We start from the raw sequence: 14,429 nt of genomic DNA on the forward strand, positions 1-14,429 counted from the left end.
GTTAGCTTTCACTTATTGCTGAAAAATCTCAATGACTTATTTTACAGCCTAAGGCATTGATAATATTACCACAAAGAATCAAAAGAAAACAAAAGAACAGCCTAAGGCTGTTTGTTTAAAAACAGTGCTTAAGGGAAATCTTTACTTAAGAATCAAAAATTATTTTTCAACAAACTCTTGCCATTCCCTAAAAGCATCTTCCTTCATCACTTTAGCCATTTTCACTTGACCGCCTTTATGCTTATTGGCATCATTCCATTCCAAAAATTTATCTGCAGAAATCAAGCTAACTTTAACATCTTTCAAAGCTTTATCGCGTGCGACTTTATAATTCTTATTGCTGTTTTTAAGATGGTCATCCAAATGATTTTGGATTGCCTCATGATCTAAATCATTTTTAACTTCATCCAACCCCAAATACCAATGGTGAATATATTCATCATTTTCTTTCACTGCTGCAACAGTAAATTCTTTAATATTCAATGAGAAGTTTTCATTAAGGCTTTCAATGGCATCATCCATTTTATTTACTGAAAGTTGAGAACCTACCACATTCAAAAAGAATTTTGTTCTTCCCGTTATCTTGATTTCATTTTTTGAAACGTCTGTGAATTTTATTGTATCGCCTATCATGTAGCGCCATGCTCCACTTACCGTAGAAATCAATAAGATATATTCCTTTTCTTCCTCTACTTTAGAAATACCTACTGCTTTTTGCTCAGGATTAATTTTGCCTGATTCTAAAACGCTATCTTCATCAAATGGCACAAATTCAAAATAAACACCATTATCACAAAGCAATTCCATTGCATCTGTATCAGGGCGGGTTTGGGTTGCCAAATATCCTTCAGAGGCTAAATAGGTGTCGATGTATTGAACTGGTTTGTCAAATAATTTCTCAAAACTCTTTTTATAAGGATCAAGCGCAACACCGCCTGAAGTGTAAACGGTTAAATTTGGCCAAATATCATGAATTGAATCTGCATTATGATATTCTATTACTTTTTGCAACATCAGCTCTATCCATGATGGAATACCTGAAATGGTACCTATATCCCAGTTTTTTGCTTCTTTAGCAATGGCTTCAACTCTTTCGTCCCAATCATCAATGCTACTGATTTCCTCACCAGGTTTATAAAAATTATGAAACCAATTAGGGATATTAGAAGCACTTATCCCGCTAATTTCGCCTTCCAGATGACCATTTACTTCATCCAAGTTAGTACTGGAACCCAACATTAAAATTTGCTTGGTAAAAAAGCTTTCGGGTAAATTTTTAAAATTTGATAAGCTTAAAACTTGCTGAATTCCTGCATTTCTAATGCTTTCCAGCATATCATCTGTAACGGGAATATGTTTACTATGACCTGTAGTTCCTGAACTGACTGCAAAATGCTTTACTTTACCTGGCCAGCAAACATCTTCTTTGCCTTCTAGGGATTTTTTCCACCAAAATTCCATATCATCATAATCATGATAAGGCACTTCCTCTGCAAAGGATTGAGCTAGATTTTTCTCCTTTAATAAATTTTCAAATCCGTAATACTTCCCAAAAGCAGTGTCTTTTGATTTTTGGAGCAACTCTTTTAAAGTTTCTTTTTGCGCTTCAATTGGCGAATCATGTTTTTTAAGCCTGCTCCCAACATCAATTGCTCTTTTAATAATATTACTGATGATTTCCATGAAAAAATGTTAAGTGAAAAATATATTGCAGAAGTAACAACTTCTTCTTTTAACCAAAATATTTCTCAAGGGTTGCGGCAACCCCATCTTCTTTCCCTGAAAGGGTGATTTCATCTACTATTTCTATGTAATAGGATGTCCTAAAGTGCAGATTCAAGGAAAAAAGAGTAAATCTCTACACGCAAATCCGTTTATACTTTTTCCATTGATGAAAAAGTATACAAAAAATCTAGGTAAAATGATGCTACTACCCGCAAAGGCCACCGCTGGCCCGCCATTTTACCCTCCCACCCGCTTTTTCGCTTAAGGCGAAAGTGGGGGAGTTAGCATTTAATAAACTAAACAAAATAATTAGACTTATTTAATCCTTATTTAAGTTCGTATAAAGTATTTATAGTCAATTTTAGTGAAAAACCAATATTTTGATTAATAATGTGAACCAGCAAAAAAGTAGCGGTAAACACTCTAATCCTAACCAAAATATTTCTCAAGGGTTGCGGCTACCCCGTCTTCTTTGCCTGGCAGTGTTATTTCATCAGCAATATTTTTCACTTCATCCTTTGCATTGCCTACTGCCACCCCACAGCCCACTGCCTGTAACATTTCGATATCATTATAATTATCCCCAAAAGCAATAACATCTTTCATTTCAATATTAAGTTCTTGCTTTATTAATTGGGTTAAAGCACTAGCTTTTGAGATTTGCAAAGGAGCAATTTCCAGATAGGTATCTTTAGAGCGGTAAAGATGTAAGGGAGCATCCATAGAATACAATTCCGCTACCAAATGATCAATCAGTTTAGGCTCTCCCATACACATGATTTTATGGGCTCCATGGTCATTAGCTTTCCAGCTTTCCATTAATTCCAAACCCGAGAAAATAGAGGCTTGCACTTTGGTATTATTGATTTCTCTTTTAGTCCACTGATCTTCAGAAGGAGCAAACCAATCATCATCCAAATAAAAACCTGCATGCAAATTTTTGTTATGGCTCCATTTGGCAATGAATTCACATAGTGCAAAGGGGATTTTTACAGAATCTAATACTTTAACTCCTTCTCTTTGAGAAATAATATAGCCTCCATTATAGCAAATCAAAGGTTGGTCCATTATATCCAAAGTCTCCTGCAGATGCCGCATAGCGGCAGGCATTCTACTTGAAGCCAATATCACTGAAACATCATCTTTAATACTTTTAATGATGTCAATTGTCCTTTTCGATAACTCTCTTTCCGGATTTAAAAGGGTTCCGTCAATATCTGTGCAAATTGCTTTGAACATATTCGTGCGCTAAAATTTTCCAAAAGCAAAACTACTATTTTTGAATCGGTTCAAAACAATCCGACAGCTTATTTATCATGCCAATGTCCATGTTCGGATGACCAAACTTTACCCGGAGGTGCTTCGCCTGGAGGTTGGGCAACTGGTCCACTATTTGAATTCCTGTTTTGCGAAGGGCTTTGTTGCGCGTTATAATAAACTGAAAAACCAGCTATAGCTACAATAACCACCATTATGGCAATGTACATAAGGTTCTTATTACTATTGATACCAGAGGACTCTTTGCCCATATGGCAATTTTTATATTTCTTCCCGCTACCGCAGTGGCAGGGTTCGTTTCTACCTAATTCTTTCTTCATTTGGACTACTGTTATTTCGGAACTTAATTTACAAAAAATTTAGATATGAAGTAGAATATTATTTTCAAATAGCCTATTTCTCAATCTACCTTTACCTCCAATTTATAACCTGAATTTCATTTTCTTCCCTTTGCTTCATGTTTTCTGGGAGATGATCTACTATTTCCTTTTGTAATGCTTCAATTATCCTTCTTTTTAAAAAATCCCTTTTCATCACAAGACTTACTTCTCTGAAAGGGGTCGGCTTTTTAAAGATCCTAAGCTTTTTACTATCCTTAGGCGATAAATCCAAAGTAGCTAATTCAGGCAAGAGCGTAACCCCTCCTTGCTTATCCACCATTCTTTTTAAAGCCTCTAAAGAACCGCTTTGGTAATTTAAAATATTATCGAAATTTCTGTTTTGGCAGATATTTAAAACCTGCTCACGAAAACAATGGCCTTCATTGAGCAGCCAAAGCTCACTGTTTTCTAAATCCTTACCCGAAATTGGTTTATCAGCTGGTTCTAGGTCAGTATTATGAGCATAACCTAAAAATTTCTCATAATAAATTGGGATCTCCCTAAAAGCGCTATCATTTAGAGGCCCCACCACTATTCCCACATCAATTGCTTCCGATTTTATTTTCGCTAATGTATCTTCTGTTAATAATTCCTGAACTTGAATATTAATGGACGGATATTTATTCATGAAGCTCTTGGCAAATAATGGCAAAAGATAAGGAGCAATTGTAGGAATAACTCCAATTTTCAAAGCACCAGATACTTCTTTCTTCTGGTCTTCAATAATTTCCTCCATTTTCTTAGCTTCGTTCACCACCTTGCGGGCTTGTTCTAAAATCATAGCACCCAATTCAGTGGGAACAACAGGTTGTCTGCTTCTATCAAAAATTTTTACGCCAAGATTATCCTCCAATTTATTAATTTGCATACTTAGGGTGGGCTGAGTTATAAAGCAGTTCTCTGCAGCTTTCCCAAAATGCCGATAGGTGTCCAGAGCAATGATATATTCGAGTTGAGAAATGGTAGCCTTCATATATTTGGAAGATTTTTATAAAAATTATTTATGAACGCAATTTAAATAATTGAATCAAAATAATAGCTTTATTATTTAGAATTAATCCAATTATGATTAAATTTGCCATCGAAATTTTAAAACCAACAACTATAATGAAAAATTTAATTCTATCGCTATTAGCAATAAGCACCCTTTGGGCTTGTTCTCAAGGCTCCAATAAAGAAGGAGAATCAGAAACAGAAGAAAGCAAGGAAGTAAATGTTTATACCCACAGACATTACGAATCTGATCAACAACTTTTCAAAGAGTTCGAAGAAAAAACAGGCATTAAAGTGAATGTTGTAAGTGCCAATGCAGATGAATTAATTCAAAAAATGACATTAGAGGGCGAAAATTCTCCAGCTGATGTATTGATCACCGTGGATGCCGGTAGATTACACAGAGCTAAAGAAGCTGATCTTTTACAATCAGTTGAATCTGAAACTTTAAACAATACTATATCCGCAAATCTTAGAGATGTAGATAACCAGTGGTTTGGATTAACTATTAGAGGTAGAGTAATCGTTTATAATCCTGAAAAAATAAGTGCAGAAAAGATTTCTACATATGAATCTTTAGCTAATCCTGATATCAATGGAAGATTATTAATTCGCTCATCATCTAATATCTACAATCAGTCTTTGATGGCTTCTATCATTGCACATAATGGAGAAGAAGCGGCTACAGAATGGGCTAATGGAATGGTGAAAAACATGGCAAGAGATCCTAAAGGTGGAGATAGAGATCAAATCAAAGCAGTTTATGCTGGAGAAGGTGATGTTGCAGTATCTAACACCTACTATTTAGGTAAAATGTTAAATTCTTCTAGCGAAGAAGAAGTGAAAGTTGCTCAAGCAGTTAAGATTTTATTTCCTAACCAGGATGGAAGAGGAACACACATTAATGTAAGTGGAGCTGGAGTAGCTAAATATGCACCAAATAAAGAAAATGCAGTTAAATTCATTGAATTCTTAGTGTCAGAAGAAGCTCAAAAAGTTTTTGCAGGTGTAAATTATGAGTATCCAGTAAATGAAAAAGTGGAATGGGCTCCAACATTAAAGGAATGGGGAGATTTCAAAAGGGATACATTAAACCTTTCAGTTTTAGGCGAAAATAATGATTTAGCAGTAAAAATATTTGACAGAGCGGGTTGGAAATAATTTGTGAGTAAGCTAAAGTCACTTTTAAAATTTAAAAAGTATGCCAATGGTTGGTCCTTTGCATTAATTGCATTGGTTCTGATTATTGGCTTACCTATTTATACCCTTTTCTTTAAGCTTTTTGAGGAAACTACAGACAGTGTTTGGGGTCATCTTGTTGATACCGTATTGGCTGATTACATCATCAACTCAATCGGCTTAGTAATAGTTGTAAGCATTCTCACCTTGCTCATGGGCATTTCCGCTGCCTGGATTGTGAGCACAACCAATATTCCATTTAGAAGGCAATTCGAATGGATGTTAATTTTACCTCTTGCTATCCCTACTTATATTGCCGCCTATACTTATGCCGGTATTTTTGATTACACAGGTCCCATTCAAGTTTTCCTAAGAGATATAGGCTTTTCAGATTTAGTATATATTGATATCATGAATTTCTGGGGAGTAGCAGTGGTAATGTCATTAGTATTATTTCCTTATGTTTATGTGGTAGCCAGATCGACTTTTATGAGTCAATCTGCTACTTTATTGGAGGCTTCCCGAATTTTAGGCAGTTCTTCATGGAGAACCTTTTTTAAAATTGCGCTGCCTATCAGTCGACCCGCCATTATCGGGGGACTTTCATTAGTGATGATGGAAGTTTTAAATGATTACGGTGCCGTAAAATATTACGGTATTAGTACTTTTACCACAGGAATTTTCAGGGCTTGGTTTTCTTTTGGAGATCCAAATTCCGCCATTAATTTATCTGGAATTTTGATGGCATTCATTTTCATCATGATCATGGCAGAAAGATTGCAGAGAGGAAAAGTGAAGTTTGATGAAGGCGCCAGAATTGGAAGGCAACTCAAAAGATACCAATTGAAAGGCTGGAAAAAATTTTTCGCCTGGATGGTCTGCTTCATACCTTTGTTTTTAGGATTTCTAGCTCCAGTTTTTCAATTAATCTTATGGTCATTCCAAACCATAAAGAAAATTATTGATTTTGATTTTCTGATCTTAATGGCCAATAGTTTTGGTTTGGCATTACTCGCAGCTGTCTTATGTGTGAGCTTTTCTGTGATAATTTTATTCGCAGTAAAAGTAAATAAAAATAGATTTTTTAGTCTATTGGCAAAATTTGCCGCATTAGGTTATTCCATTCCGGGAGCTGTCATTGCTATTGGTATTATGATTCCATTATTGGGATTGGATAAATTCTTGATCAGTACCTGGCAAGATAGTTTTAATATGAAAATCGGATTGATTTTTAGCGGGACCATCTTTGCACTCACCTTTGCTTACATTGTTCGCTTTTTAACAGTTTCTTTGAACCCCATTGAAGCAGCCTTCAAGAAAACAGGGGATAGCATTGATGAAGCTTCCTATTCTTTAGGGGCAGGCTCATTCAAAACCCTTTTGAAAGTAAATTTACCCTTAATAAAAAGCGCATTGATATCTGGGGGAATTTTGGTTTTTGTGGATATTTTAAAAGAATTACCGCTTACTTTAATTTTACGACCTTTTAATTTTCATACATTAGCAACCAAAGCTTACGAGTTGGCGAGCGATGAAATGATTGCCGAATCTGCAACACCTTCGCTTATCATTATCGTTATTGGCACCATACCCATTATTATTTTGAATCGCTTAATGAAAAACACTAAAGCTGATGGAAGTATTATCAATTAAAAATTTATATAAAAGATTTGGTAAAAAGCTTCAGTATGCGGTCAACAATGCAAGCCTGACTGTTAATAAAGGAGAACTTTTGGCTTTAGTTGGAGAAAGTGGTAGCGGAAAAACCACTTTATTAAGACTAGTAGCTGGTTTTGAAGAAGCAGGTTCAGGGCAGATTTCAATTAATGGTGATAAGGTGGTGGATGATAATTTTAGCATGAAACCAGAAAAAAGAAAAATCGGAATGGTTTTTCAGGATTATGCTCTTTTTCCACATTTAACCGTTGCAGAAAACATAAAATTCGGTCTATCCAAAAGTCAATTTCCCAATTTGAATGATAGGGTTAGAGAAGTCACCGATATGGTAGGCTTAAGCAGTTATGCCAACCGATATCCACATCATTTGTCAGGAGGACAACAGCAAAGAGTGGCCTTGGCCAGAGCACTTGCCCCAAACCCAGGTTTGATTTTATTGGATGAGCCATTTAGTAATTTGGATGCCGTATTGAAAGATCAGGTTCGAGAAGAAGTCAGAAGTATTATTAAAAAAGCGGGTGCTACTGCCTTATTCGTGACACATGACATGCGAGATGCCCTTTCTTCAGCTGATAGAATAGCCATTTTGAAAGATGGGAAAATCCAGCAAGTTGGCACTCCAAGAGAATTGTATGAAACCCCTAAAAACCTATATGTTGCTAGCTTCTTCGGAAAAATAAATGCCATGAATGCTACTGCAGAAAATGGTACTTACAAACTGAAAGCTGGTGAAATCAAAGGAGCGAAAACCGACAAAAAGGGACAGGTTTTAATTGCCATTAGACCTGAAAATATTGAAATCCTTACTGAAGAACAAGAAGGGACTTTCCCTGCTAAAGTAGTATTAGCACAATATTTTGGAGATCACCAACAGGTTCATGCTGATATTGGTGCTGAAACACATGTAGTGATTCATGCACACGAAAAAATATTATTTGACAAAAACGATAATATTTCCCTCAGGTTCAACCCATCTAAAATTCATGTATTGGATACTTGTTGGTATCCTGGTTTGGTGAGTTAATTATGGAATAACAACTATTTCATTACTCCTGTCTTAAATTCCACCACAAGTAATTATCCTTTTGGCTGAATATTTGTGATATTTATATGATATAAAACATTATCATTTATGAAACATCTAACTACACTCAGTCTAATACTTTCTATTCTATATTTAACATCATGTGATTTTTTAAATGACGCAATAGAAGAGCAAGAAAACACCATCGATATTGCAGAAGGTTTAAAAGAGGCCTTAAGAGTTGGTACAGATACGGCTACTTCCAAACTAGCCGTTTTAGATGGTTATTTGAAAGATGAAGCAGTAAAAATCCTTCTACCTGATGAATTAGAGTCGCAAATAGCAGCTCTTAAAGCAATAGAGATAAATACTTTTTTGATCGGCACTATTACGGGTGAGCAGATTTATAATCAAGGCATTCCTTTATTGGGCATTAGTAGTTTAGCAGGAAAGGAACAAGAATTGATTCTGGGTTTAAATCGGGCAGCAGAAGAAGCAGCAAAAGAAGCAGGTCCCATCTTTTTTGATGCGATTAGAGGTATCACCATTACTGATGCAGAAAACATATTATATGGATCTGACACTGCCGCTACAGCCTATTTAGTTGATAATACTTATCAATCTCTTTTTAATACTTTTGAACCAAAAGTCGATAATGCAGTTAATTCTGTGACTATTGGAAATAGAACCGTGGAAGAGCTTTATGGAAATTTTATTAGCGAATACAATAATATTTTAAACACCTCTGTTCAAATTAGTCTATTAGAAAACCCAACATTAGGCTCAATAGCTGGAATTCAAACGATAGAAGAATCGGATATATCGGCTTATGCAACTGGCAAGGGACTAGATGGATTGTTCTTAAAAGTCCAAGATGAAGAAGCCAATATAAGAAACAATGTAAATGCTAGAGTAACTAGCATTTTAGAAGAGGTTTTTGGGCTTTTAGATTAAATAATTTACTGAAATTAAAAGCATATAAACAATCAATTACAATTTTTATTAATGAATTAGGATGAAGATTAACAATTATTTATACGGATTATTTTTTATAGGTATTACGCTTTTGGGTTGTAAAGAAAATGATGTAAAAATCGATAATAGCAACTCCAACCTGGAACAATACACTCCCGATCAAGCGGATTGGACTACCTTTGATACAAAGCCATTTGAAGGCGGAACAAATACTTCTCATGCCCCTAATGGAGTGGGTTGGTTAACTGCTGAATCATGGGGTGAGGCAGAATGGGATGGTACTGTATATGACCCAACCACAATGAGTCAGGATAAATTTGCAGACTGTCTTTGTCCAAGTGGAGATCAAATTCGCGGTATTCGAGAAGTTTTTTATAAAAACAACCCCTTTGAAGATGTCAATAAACCCACTAAAGCGGAAGTAGATGAATGGCACAGAATTGCTATTAATCATATTAGAGCATTGGTAGGCTATACCTCTGAAGATCGCCAAATAAAAAAAGATCATTGCTTATTTGCACGCGCATTATGGGGCGATCAAAGAAAATTCACCACTATATGGGATGAAAAATATCCTGGCGAAAATGGGACAGCTTACGGTCCATGTCAAGGATCAGCTAATGCACATTGTGGTGCTAGTTTTATTCCAGACCTAGAAGACCAGATTTCATATTTACCAGAAGGTCATGATGGCTGTTCTACACAGGCTGGAGCAGAAGGTGTTTTCAGTGGCCCAAAATCAAACATCCCTTGGTCAATAAAATTTTCAAGAGCATTTTGTAGCACATTAAGAGCTGAAGGTTTTTGGGGAGGACATACTGGTCCATGGTTTCATAGAGAGAAATTTGGATTTAGTTTTTGGGATAATGACCCTTCAAACAATAACAATAATGCAATTTTAAGAGCAAAATGGGGTGGGAAATTAATGCCGAGTCTGTATTGTAATCCCGATGATAACAATGCAGATTGTGAATCTTAATTTATTTCTTTCATTTTTATAAAAAAAATTAAATAAGAATGCCGCTATTTAAATCATAGCGGCATTCTTCCTTTATATATTTGAAAAGCTTCTCAATTTAAAGCATAAAATATCTTCTTAACCGCACAATTATTTCATCTTTTTCAAAGTAGTAGCAACATTCAAATAGACAAAACCAATTAAAGCAACTGCAGCCCCCGTATAAAAAGTCCGTTCAAAAAAGAGAGTATCATTGCTATACACCCAGCCTGAAATAAATGCTCCCATTCCAATTCCTATTTCGAGGAATATATAAAGCGTTGCCAAGGCCTTTCCCCTTTTATTGTCTTCTGCTAAATCTATCGCCCATGCAAAAACAGTTGGTGAATTCATTCCTACTGCAAATCCAAAAATAACACCTGCTCCCATTAGACTAATAAATGAATTGGAAAAAGCTATTAACACCATAGCTATGCAAAGTAAAAAAGAAGAAACCTTCAATACTTTAACCCTTCCTATTCTATCCGAAATCTTCCCTGCAACTATTCTAACAACCAAAGAAGCCAATACAAATACTGCAAAGAATAATCCTTTATTACTAATCCCTAAATGCGTACTATAATCAGGCATTATGGTCAGCACTAATCCAAAAGAAAACACACTAAGTGCCATATAAATCGCTGGTACTAAAACTCTTTTTTCAATAATTTCATTTTTCTTGAGTTTGAGTAAACTAAAATTAAATTGCACCCTGTCTGCTAAAGTCTCATTCATTCCCGCCAAAATAATAATACTCATTAAGGCTGTGGCTGCGGAAGCATAAAACACATAATCAATCGGGAAGACACTGCCGATATAGCCTCCTAAAGCATTACCAGTAGCTGTCCCAACACTTATAGCGACTCCAATAATACCCAAAGCCTCTCCTCTTCTGTTAATGGGGACTATATCAGCTACATAAGCAGCATTTCCTGTGGGAGTAAAGCCAGTGGAAAATCCGTGAAGAAGTCGAAGAGCAAAAAAGGCCATCACACCCGTTACAAATGGATAGGCAAGCCCAGCTGCGAAACATACTACAGCCCCAAAAATCATTACTGGAAGCCTTCCAATTTTATCAGCTAATTTTCCGCTAAAGGGTCGAGATATACCCGCAGTTATAGTAAATAATGCAATAATTAATCCTTTATACTCTCCTCCGCCTAAACTGGTAAGGTAGTCTGGCAGCATTGGGATTATCATATTGAAACTGGCAAAAAATAAAAAAGCACTGAATGAAAGTGCTATAAAGGGGCGATTAATCAAACGCTCTTGCTTCATGATGCGAATTAAAGCAAATTAGAATTATAATGCATCTTCTTTAATTGATTAGTAAAATTAAAAAAGGAGAATAAGGTACTCTCTATAAGAAATGATTGTACCTAGTAGTTATATCCTATAAGGATAAAAAAATACCAAAAAGAATAATTCTATTTTCATACATATATTGACTTCTATGACATCGGACGTTAAGGCTCGTACTGTAAAGCTTTGTTTATTTGATTAGTAAATTCAATTTTATCATCTACGTAAAAGGCCAAATTCTTATATTTTCTTCGTATTCCATAGAGTCCAACCAATTCGTTTTCCTTTTTTAAATGGATTATAATATTATGGCTTTCCAGCTCGCCCAAAAATGATAATTTTTTGGTCTCTTTGTTTAACTCAATATCTTTTGATGAAATTTCTATGGAGTCAATATCTTTTATATCAATAGCTGTTTCCGTCATAATTCCATAACGAATATACAATCGATCATTTTCGATTGATATAGGTCTTTTAAACATTGATCTTAAGAATCCCAGAATTTGAATTCCAGAATAAATACTCAAAAAAGTCAAAATCCAAGCAGCAATATCACTCCATTTTGAGAGCAAAATATGAAGTACAAATGTCTCAATAGCTACTATAAAAATAATTGAAATCAGTAATGCAATTGTTCCGCTATCTTTATGGTAAGAAAATTCATTTACTTTCAATTTTCGTTTTTTCCAGTAAATAAATCCATAATAGAATACAGCAATTTCCATTACAATAGGAATTACAACTCTTTTGGGGAGTATCTCGTAGCAAGTGTTCTTTAAAGTTGTGAAAAAATCAAAGGCTTCAGTTTTATTTGATTTATATTGTTTTATTACTTTCCTGACATTGTAGATTACAAATGATAGAGCTGAAATTTCTACAATTGGAAGAATCCAATTTTTAAAAAAATTAAGATAATATTGACTTTCGTTTGGTAAGAAATAGGAACCAATTAAAAGCCCAATGATCATTATAGGAATTACAGTGGTTTTAGGGATTTCAGTTTTGCGAATCAGCAGAAAATAAACCAAAGGGACAGTCAGCAACAGGTCAGCCGTAATTCCCACGACCAATATCTCATTTCCCTGCAGAAGTGATGATTTTATTAATAAAATTAGAATTCCAAAGAGGCTAATCGGAACTCCAAAAGTAATTAAGTTTCTACTTAGAAATAAAGTTCTATTCATACTGTTTGTTTTAATTTCTAAACGCTAAGTGTAAAATGCGTTTAAATGCATTTTACACTTAGCGTTACGTTTCATTATTTATTGTCATTCGACTGGCAAAATGAAATTGTTGTTGCAGTCCTAATTGTTATCGTATCACTATTCTTCGTTCCTGGAATCCAATCAATCGGCATTTCTTTAATTAATCTCAAAGCTTCTGAATTATAGGGTTCTCCGAGTCCGTATTCAATTCTTGGATTGATTAATATTCCATTATTATCTATTGAATAGCTTACCATTACCTTTCCATCCCTAAATAATTCACATTTCAACGTATCTATTCTATTAAGCAATTCAGTATTAACATTCTCTATTATCCATCGATAAATGGCTTCTTGTCCTCCAATTGGTTTCGCTTTAATATCTGCAATTTTATAATTGTAAACTGAATCTCTTTTTTGTCCATATGAAAAGAAGTTAATCCAGAAAATAAATGATAGTAAGATGAATATTCTATTTTTCATAATTAGGCCGACATCATAGGTACAATTTAAAATCTGTAATTTGTTCTCAATTGATTATTTTATTCTAACCAATTGTTGTCGTAATGGACCATGATAAATCACTATCAGCAATTCTAATATTTATTATTCTCTAGTTCTGATAGCTAAAGGAAGTCACTATTATTAACGACTAAATTTAACATAAGCTAACTGAAATAATATCAAATTGTAAAGAAAATTGACTAAAGCCTTAGAATAGCACCCATTTCTTGGTAAAAAATTGTTACCGACTAAATAACTTACCAATTATTCTGTGATTTATCGCTATTGGGCTGTCTTTTCTTATTTGTTTCGCTTTATATAATTGGTAAATAAAAGTGAATGTGGCGATTCAGCTTAACAAATCAATGGCGATAAACTCTTCCTTTTTAGGAGGACACCTACAGACAATGATTAAAACCAATGCAAACCAAACAATATTCCTTCCTGAGCATCTACCACCATTCCTGAGCAAACATTATTGCTTCCTGAGACATTTTTATTCCTTCCTGAAGGTCAGGAGGGCTTTTGTTATTACCGCTTATTAAATATCAAATATCGTCACTAGCCTCTCCTTCTCTATTTTATGTATGTATTTAAAAGTCTTTTATCAGCTAAATCGCAATAAAACGGAGCTATTTTACTTTCTATATACTTTCGATTAGTTAAGAGCGCTATTTTAGCTGTGGTGCCACTGCCCATAAAACAATCATACCCAATATCATTTGGGTTGCTCCAGCTTAAAATATGATCCTTAGCTAAGTCCTCAGGAAAAATTGCAGGAAGCTCAAAAGCTTCTGGATTCTTTGAGTTATGTCCTTTGCCAACAGAATACTCCCAAACAATGGTTCTTCTGCCATATTCACCAAATATGCCTTTTTCCATTTTTATAAAAGTACCGTTTACCAAACGTATGGTTCCATTATCGCCATTACGGCTCTTCTTATTTTTACGGTCTTTTATTAGATGAATGGTCTTTGGAACACATTTAGTAAACACACATATATTTAAATCCATACCAATATATACTATTATTACCACTAGCATCTTTAGAAGGTTTTTTGAAAGTCATGGTATCCATTAATCGAAAGCCTGCCTCCATAAAAGATAAAGCCTGCTTAAAGTTAGCGCTTGATTCACTACCATTGTTGGTTTTATCTGACACTATCCAAACCACTAACCCGCTTTTTATTT

Annotated in this window: 14 protein-coding genes; 5 read left to right on the forward strand and 9 right to left on the reverse strand. The window is 34.7% G+C overall.

Annotated features, from left to right (window positions below):
- Nucleotides 1-159 precede the first annotated feature (159 nt).
- From QYS49_RS18970 to QYS49_RS18985, 4 genes are all read right to left on the reverse strand, one after another.
- Nucleotides 160-1,683: a GH3 family acyl-acid amido synthetase gene (locus QYS49_RS18970; RefSeq protein WP_308349561.1), complete on the reverse strand. Its 1,524-nt coding sequence runs from the start codon at nucleotides 1,681-1,683 to the stop codon at nucleotides 160-162.
- A 471-nt stretch (nucleotides 1,684-2,154) separates the two neighbouring features.
- Entirely contained in the window at nucleotides 2,155-2,964 is an 810-nt protein-coding gene (locus QYS49_RS18975; protein ID WP_308349562.1) for a Cof-type HAD-IIB family hydrolase, read from the reverse strand.
- Nucleotides 2,965-3,032: 68 nt separating this feature from the next.
- Nucleotides 3,033-3,323, reverse strand: a complete 291-nt coding sequence (locus QYS49_RS18980; protein WP_308349563.1) for an SEC-C metal-binding domain-containing protein — start codon at nucleotides 3,321-3,323, stop codon at nucleotides 3,033-3,035.
- A gap of 91 nt (nucleotides 3,324-3,414) precedes the next feature.
- Nucleotides 3,415-4,356 carry a LysR substrate-binding domain-containing protein gene (locus QYS49_RS18985; RefSeq protein WP_308349564.1) on the reverse strand — a complete coding sequence of 314 codons (942 nt, stop codon included), beginning with the start codon at nucleotides 4,354-4,356 and terminating at the stop codon, nucleotides 3,415-3,417.
- Nucleotides 4,357-4,448: 92 nt separating this feature from the next.
- On the opposite strand from QYS49_RS18985, the gene QYS49_RS18990 reads away from it, so the two are divergent.
- From QYS49_RS18990 to QYS49_RS19010, 5 genes are all read left to right on the forward strand, one after another.
- The gene (locus QYS49_RS18990; protein WP_505307695.1) at nucleotides 4,449-5,537 is read left to right on the forward strand and encodes a Fe(3+) ABC transporter substrate-binding protein; all 1,089 of its coding nucleotides are present in this window, start codon (nucleotides 4,449-4,451) and stop codon (nucleotides 5,535-5,537) included.
- 3 nt (nucleotides 5,538-5,540) lie between these two features.
- Nucleotides 5,541-7,208: an ABC transporter permease gene (locus QYS49_RS18995; RefSeq protein WP_308349566.1), complete on the forward strand. Its 1,668-nt coding sequence runs from the start codon at nucleotides 5,541-5,543 to the stop codon at nucleotides 7,206-7,208.
- Nucleotides 7,189-8,256: an ABC transporter ATP-binding protein gene (locus tag QYS49_RS19000; protein WP_308349567.1), complete on the forward strand. Its 1,068-nt coding sequence runs from the start codon at nucleotides 7,189-7,191 to the stop codon at nucleotides 8,254-8,256. The genes QYS49_RS18995 and QYS49_RS19000 overlap by 20 nt, the downstream gene beginning before the upstream one ends.
- 108 nt (nucleotides 8,257-8,364) lie before the next feature.
- Nucleotides 8,365-9,210 carry a DUF4197 domain-containing protein gene (locus tag QYS49_RS19005; RefSeq protein WP_308349568.1) on the forward strand — a complete coding sequence of 282 codons (846 nt, stop codon included), beginning with the start codon at nucleotides 8,365-8,367 and terminating at the stop codon, nucleotides 9,208-9,210.
- A gap of 61 nt (nucleotides 9,211-9,271) precedes the next feature.
- Nucleotides 9,272-10,210, forward strand: a complete 939-nt coding sequence (locus QYS49_RS19010; protein WP_308349569.1) for a hypothetical protein — start codon at nucleotides 9,272-9,274, stop codon at nucleotides 10,208-10,210.
- A gap of 129 nt (nucleotides 10,211-10,339) precedes the next feature.
- Here QYS49_RS19010 and QYS49_RS19015 read toward each other — a convergent pair whose 3' ends face one another.
- From QYS49_RS19015 to QYS49_RS19035, 5 genes are all read right to left on the reverse strand, one after another.
- Nucleotides 10,340-11,506, reverse strand: a complete 1,167-nt coding sequence (locus tag QYS49_RS19015; RefSeq protein WP_308349570.1) for an MFS transporter — start codon at nucleotides 11,504-11,506, stop codon at nucleotides 10,340-10,342.
- A 188-nt stretch (nucleotides 11,507-11,694) separates the two neighbouring features.
- Entirely contained in the window at nucleotides 11,695-12,714 is a 1,020-nt protein-coding gene (locus QYS49_RS19020; protein WP_308349571.1) for a hypothetical protein, read from the reverse strand.
- Nucleotides 12,715-12,788: 74 nt separating this feature from the next.
- The gene (locus tag QYS49_RS19025) at nucleotides 12,789-13,217 is read right to left on the reverse strand and encodes an energy transducer TonB (protein ID WP_308349572.1); all 429 of its coding nucleotides are present in this window, start codon (nucleotides 13,215-13,217) and stop codon (nucleotides 12,789-12,791) included.
- Nucleotides 13,218-13,814: 597 nt separating this feature from the next.
- Complete coding sequence (locus QYS49_RS19030; RefSeq protein WP_308349573.1) at nucleotides 13,815-14,234, reverse strand: DNA methyltransferase; 420 nt, start codon at nucleotides 14,232-14,234, stop codon at nucleotides 13,815-13,817.
- Nucleotides 14,224-14,412, reverse strand: a complete 189-nt coding sequence (locus tag QYS49_RS19035) for a hypothetical protein (protein WP_308349574.1) — start codon at nucleotides 14,410-14,412, stop codon at nucleotides 14,224-14,226. The genes QYS49_RS19030 and QYS49_RS19035 overlap by 11 nt, the downstream gene beginning before the upstream one ends.
- Between the last annotated feature and the right edge of the window lie 17 nt (nucleotides 14,413-14,429).

The organism is Marivirga salinae (genome assembly GCF_030503855.1).
Lineage (GTDB): Bacteria > Bacteroidota > Bacteroidia > Cytophagales > Cyclobacteriaceae > Marivirga > Marivirga salinarum.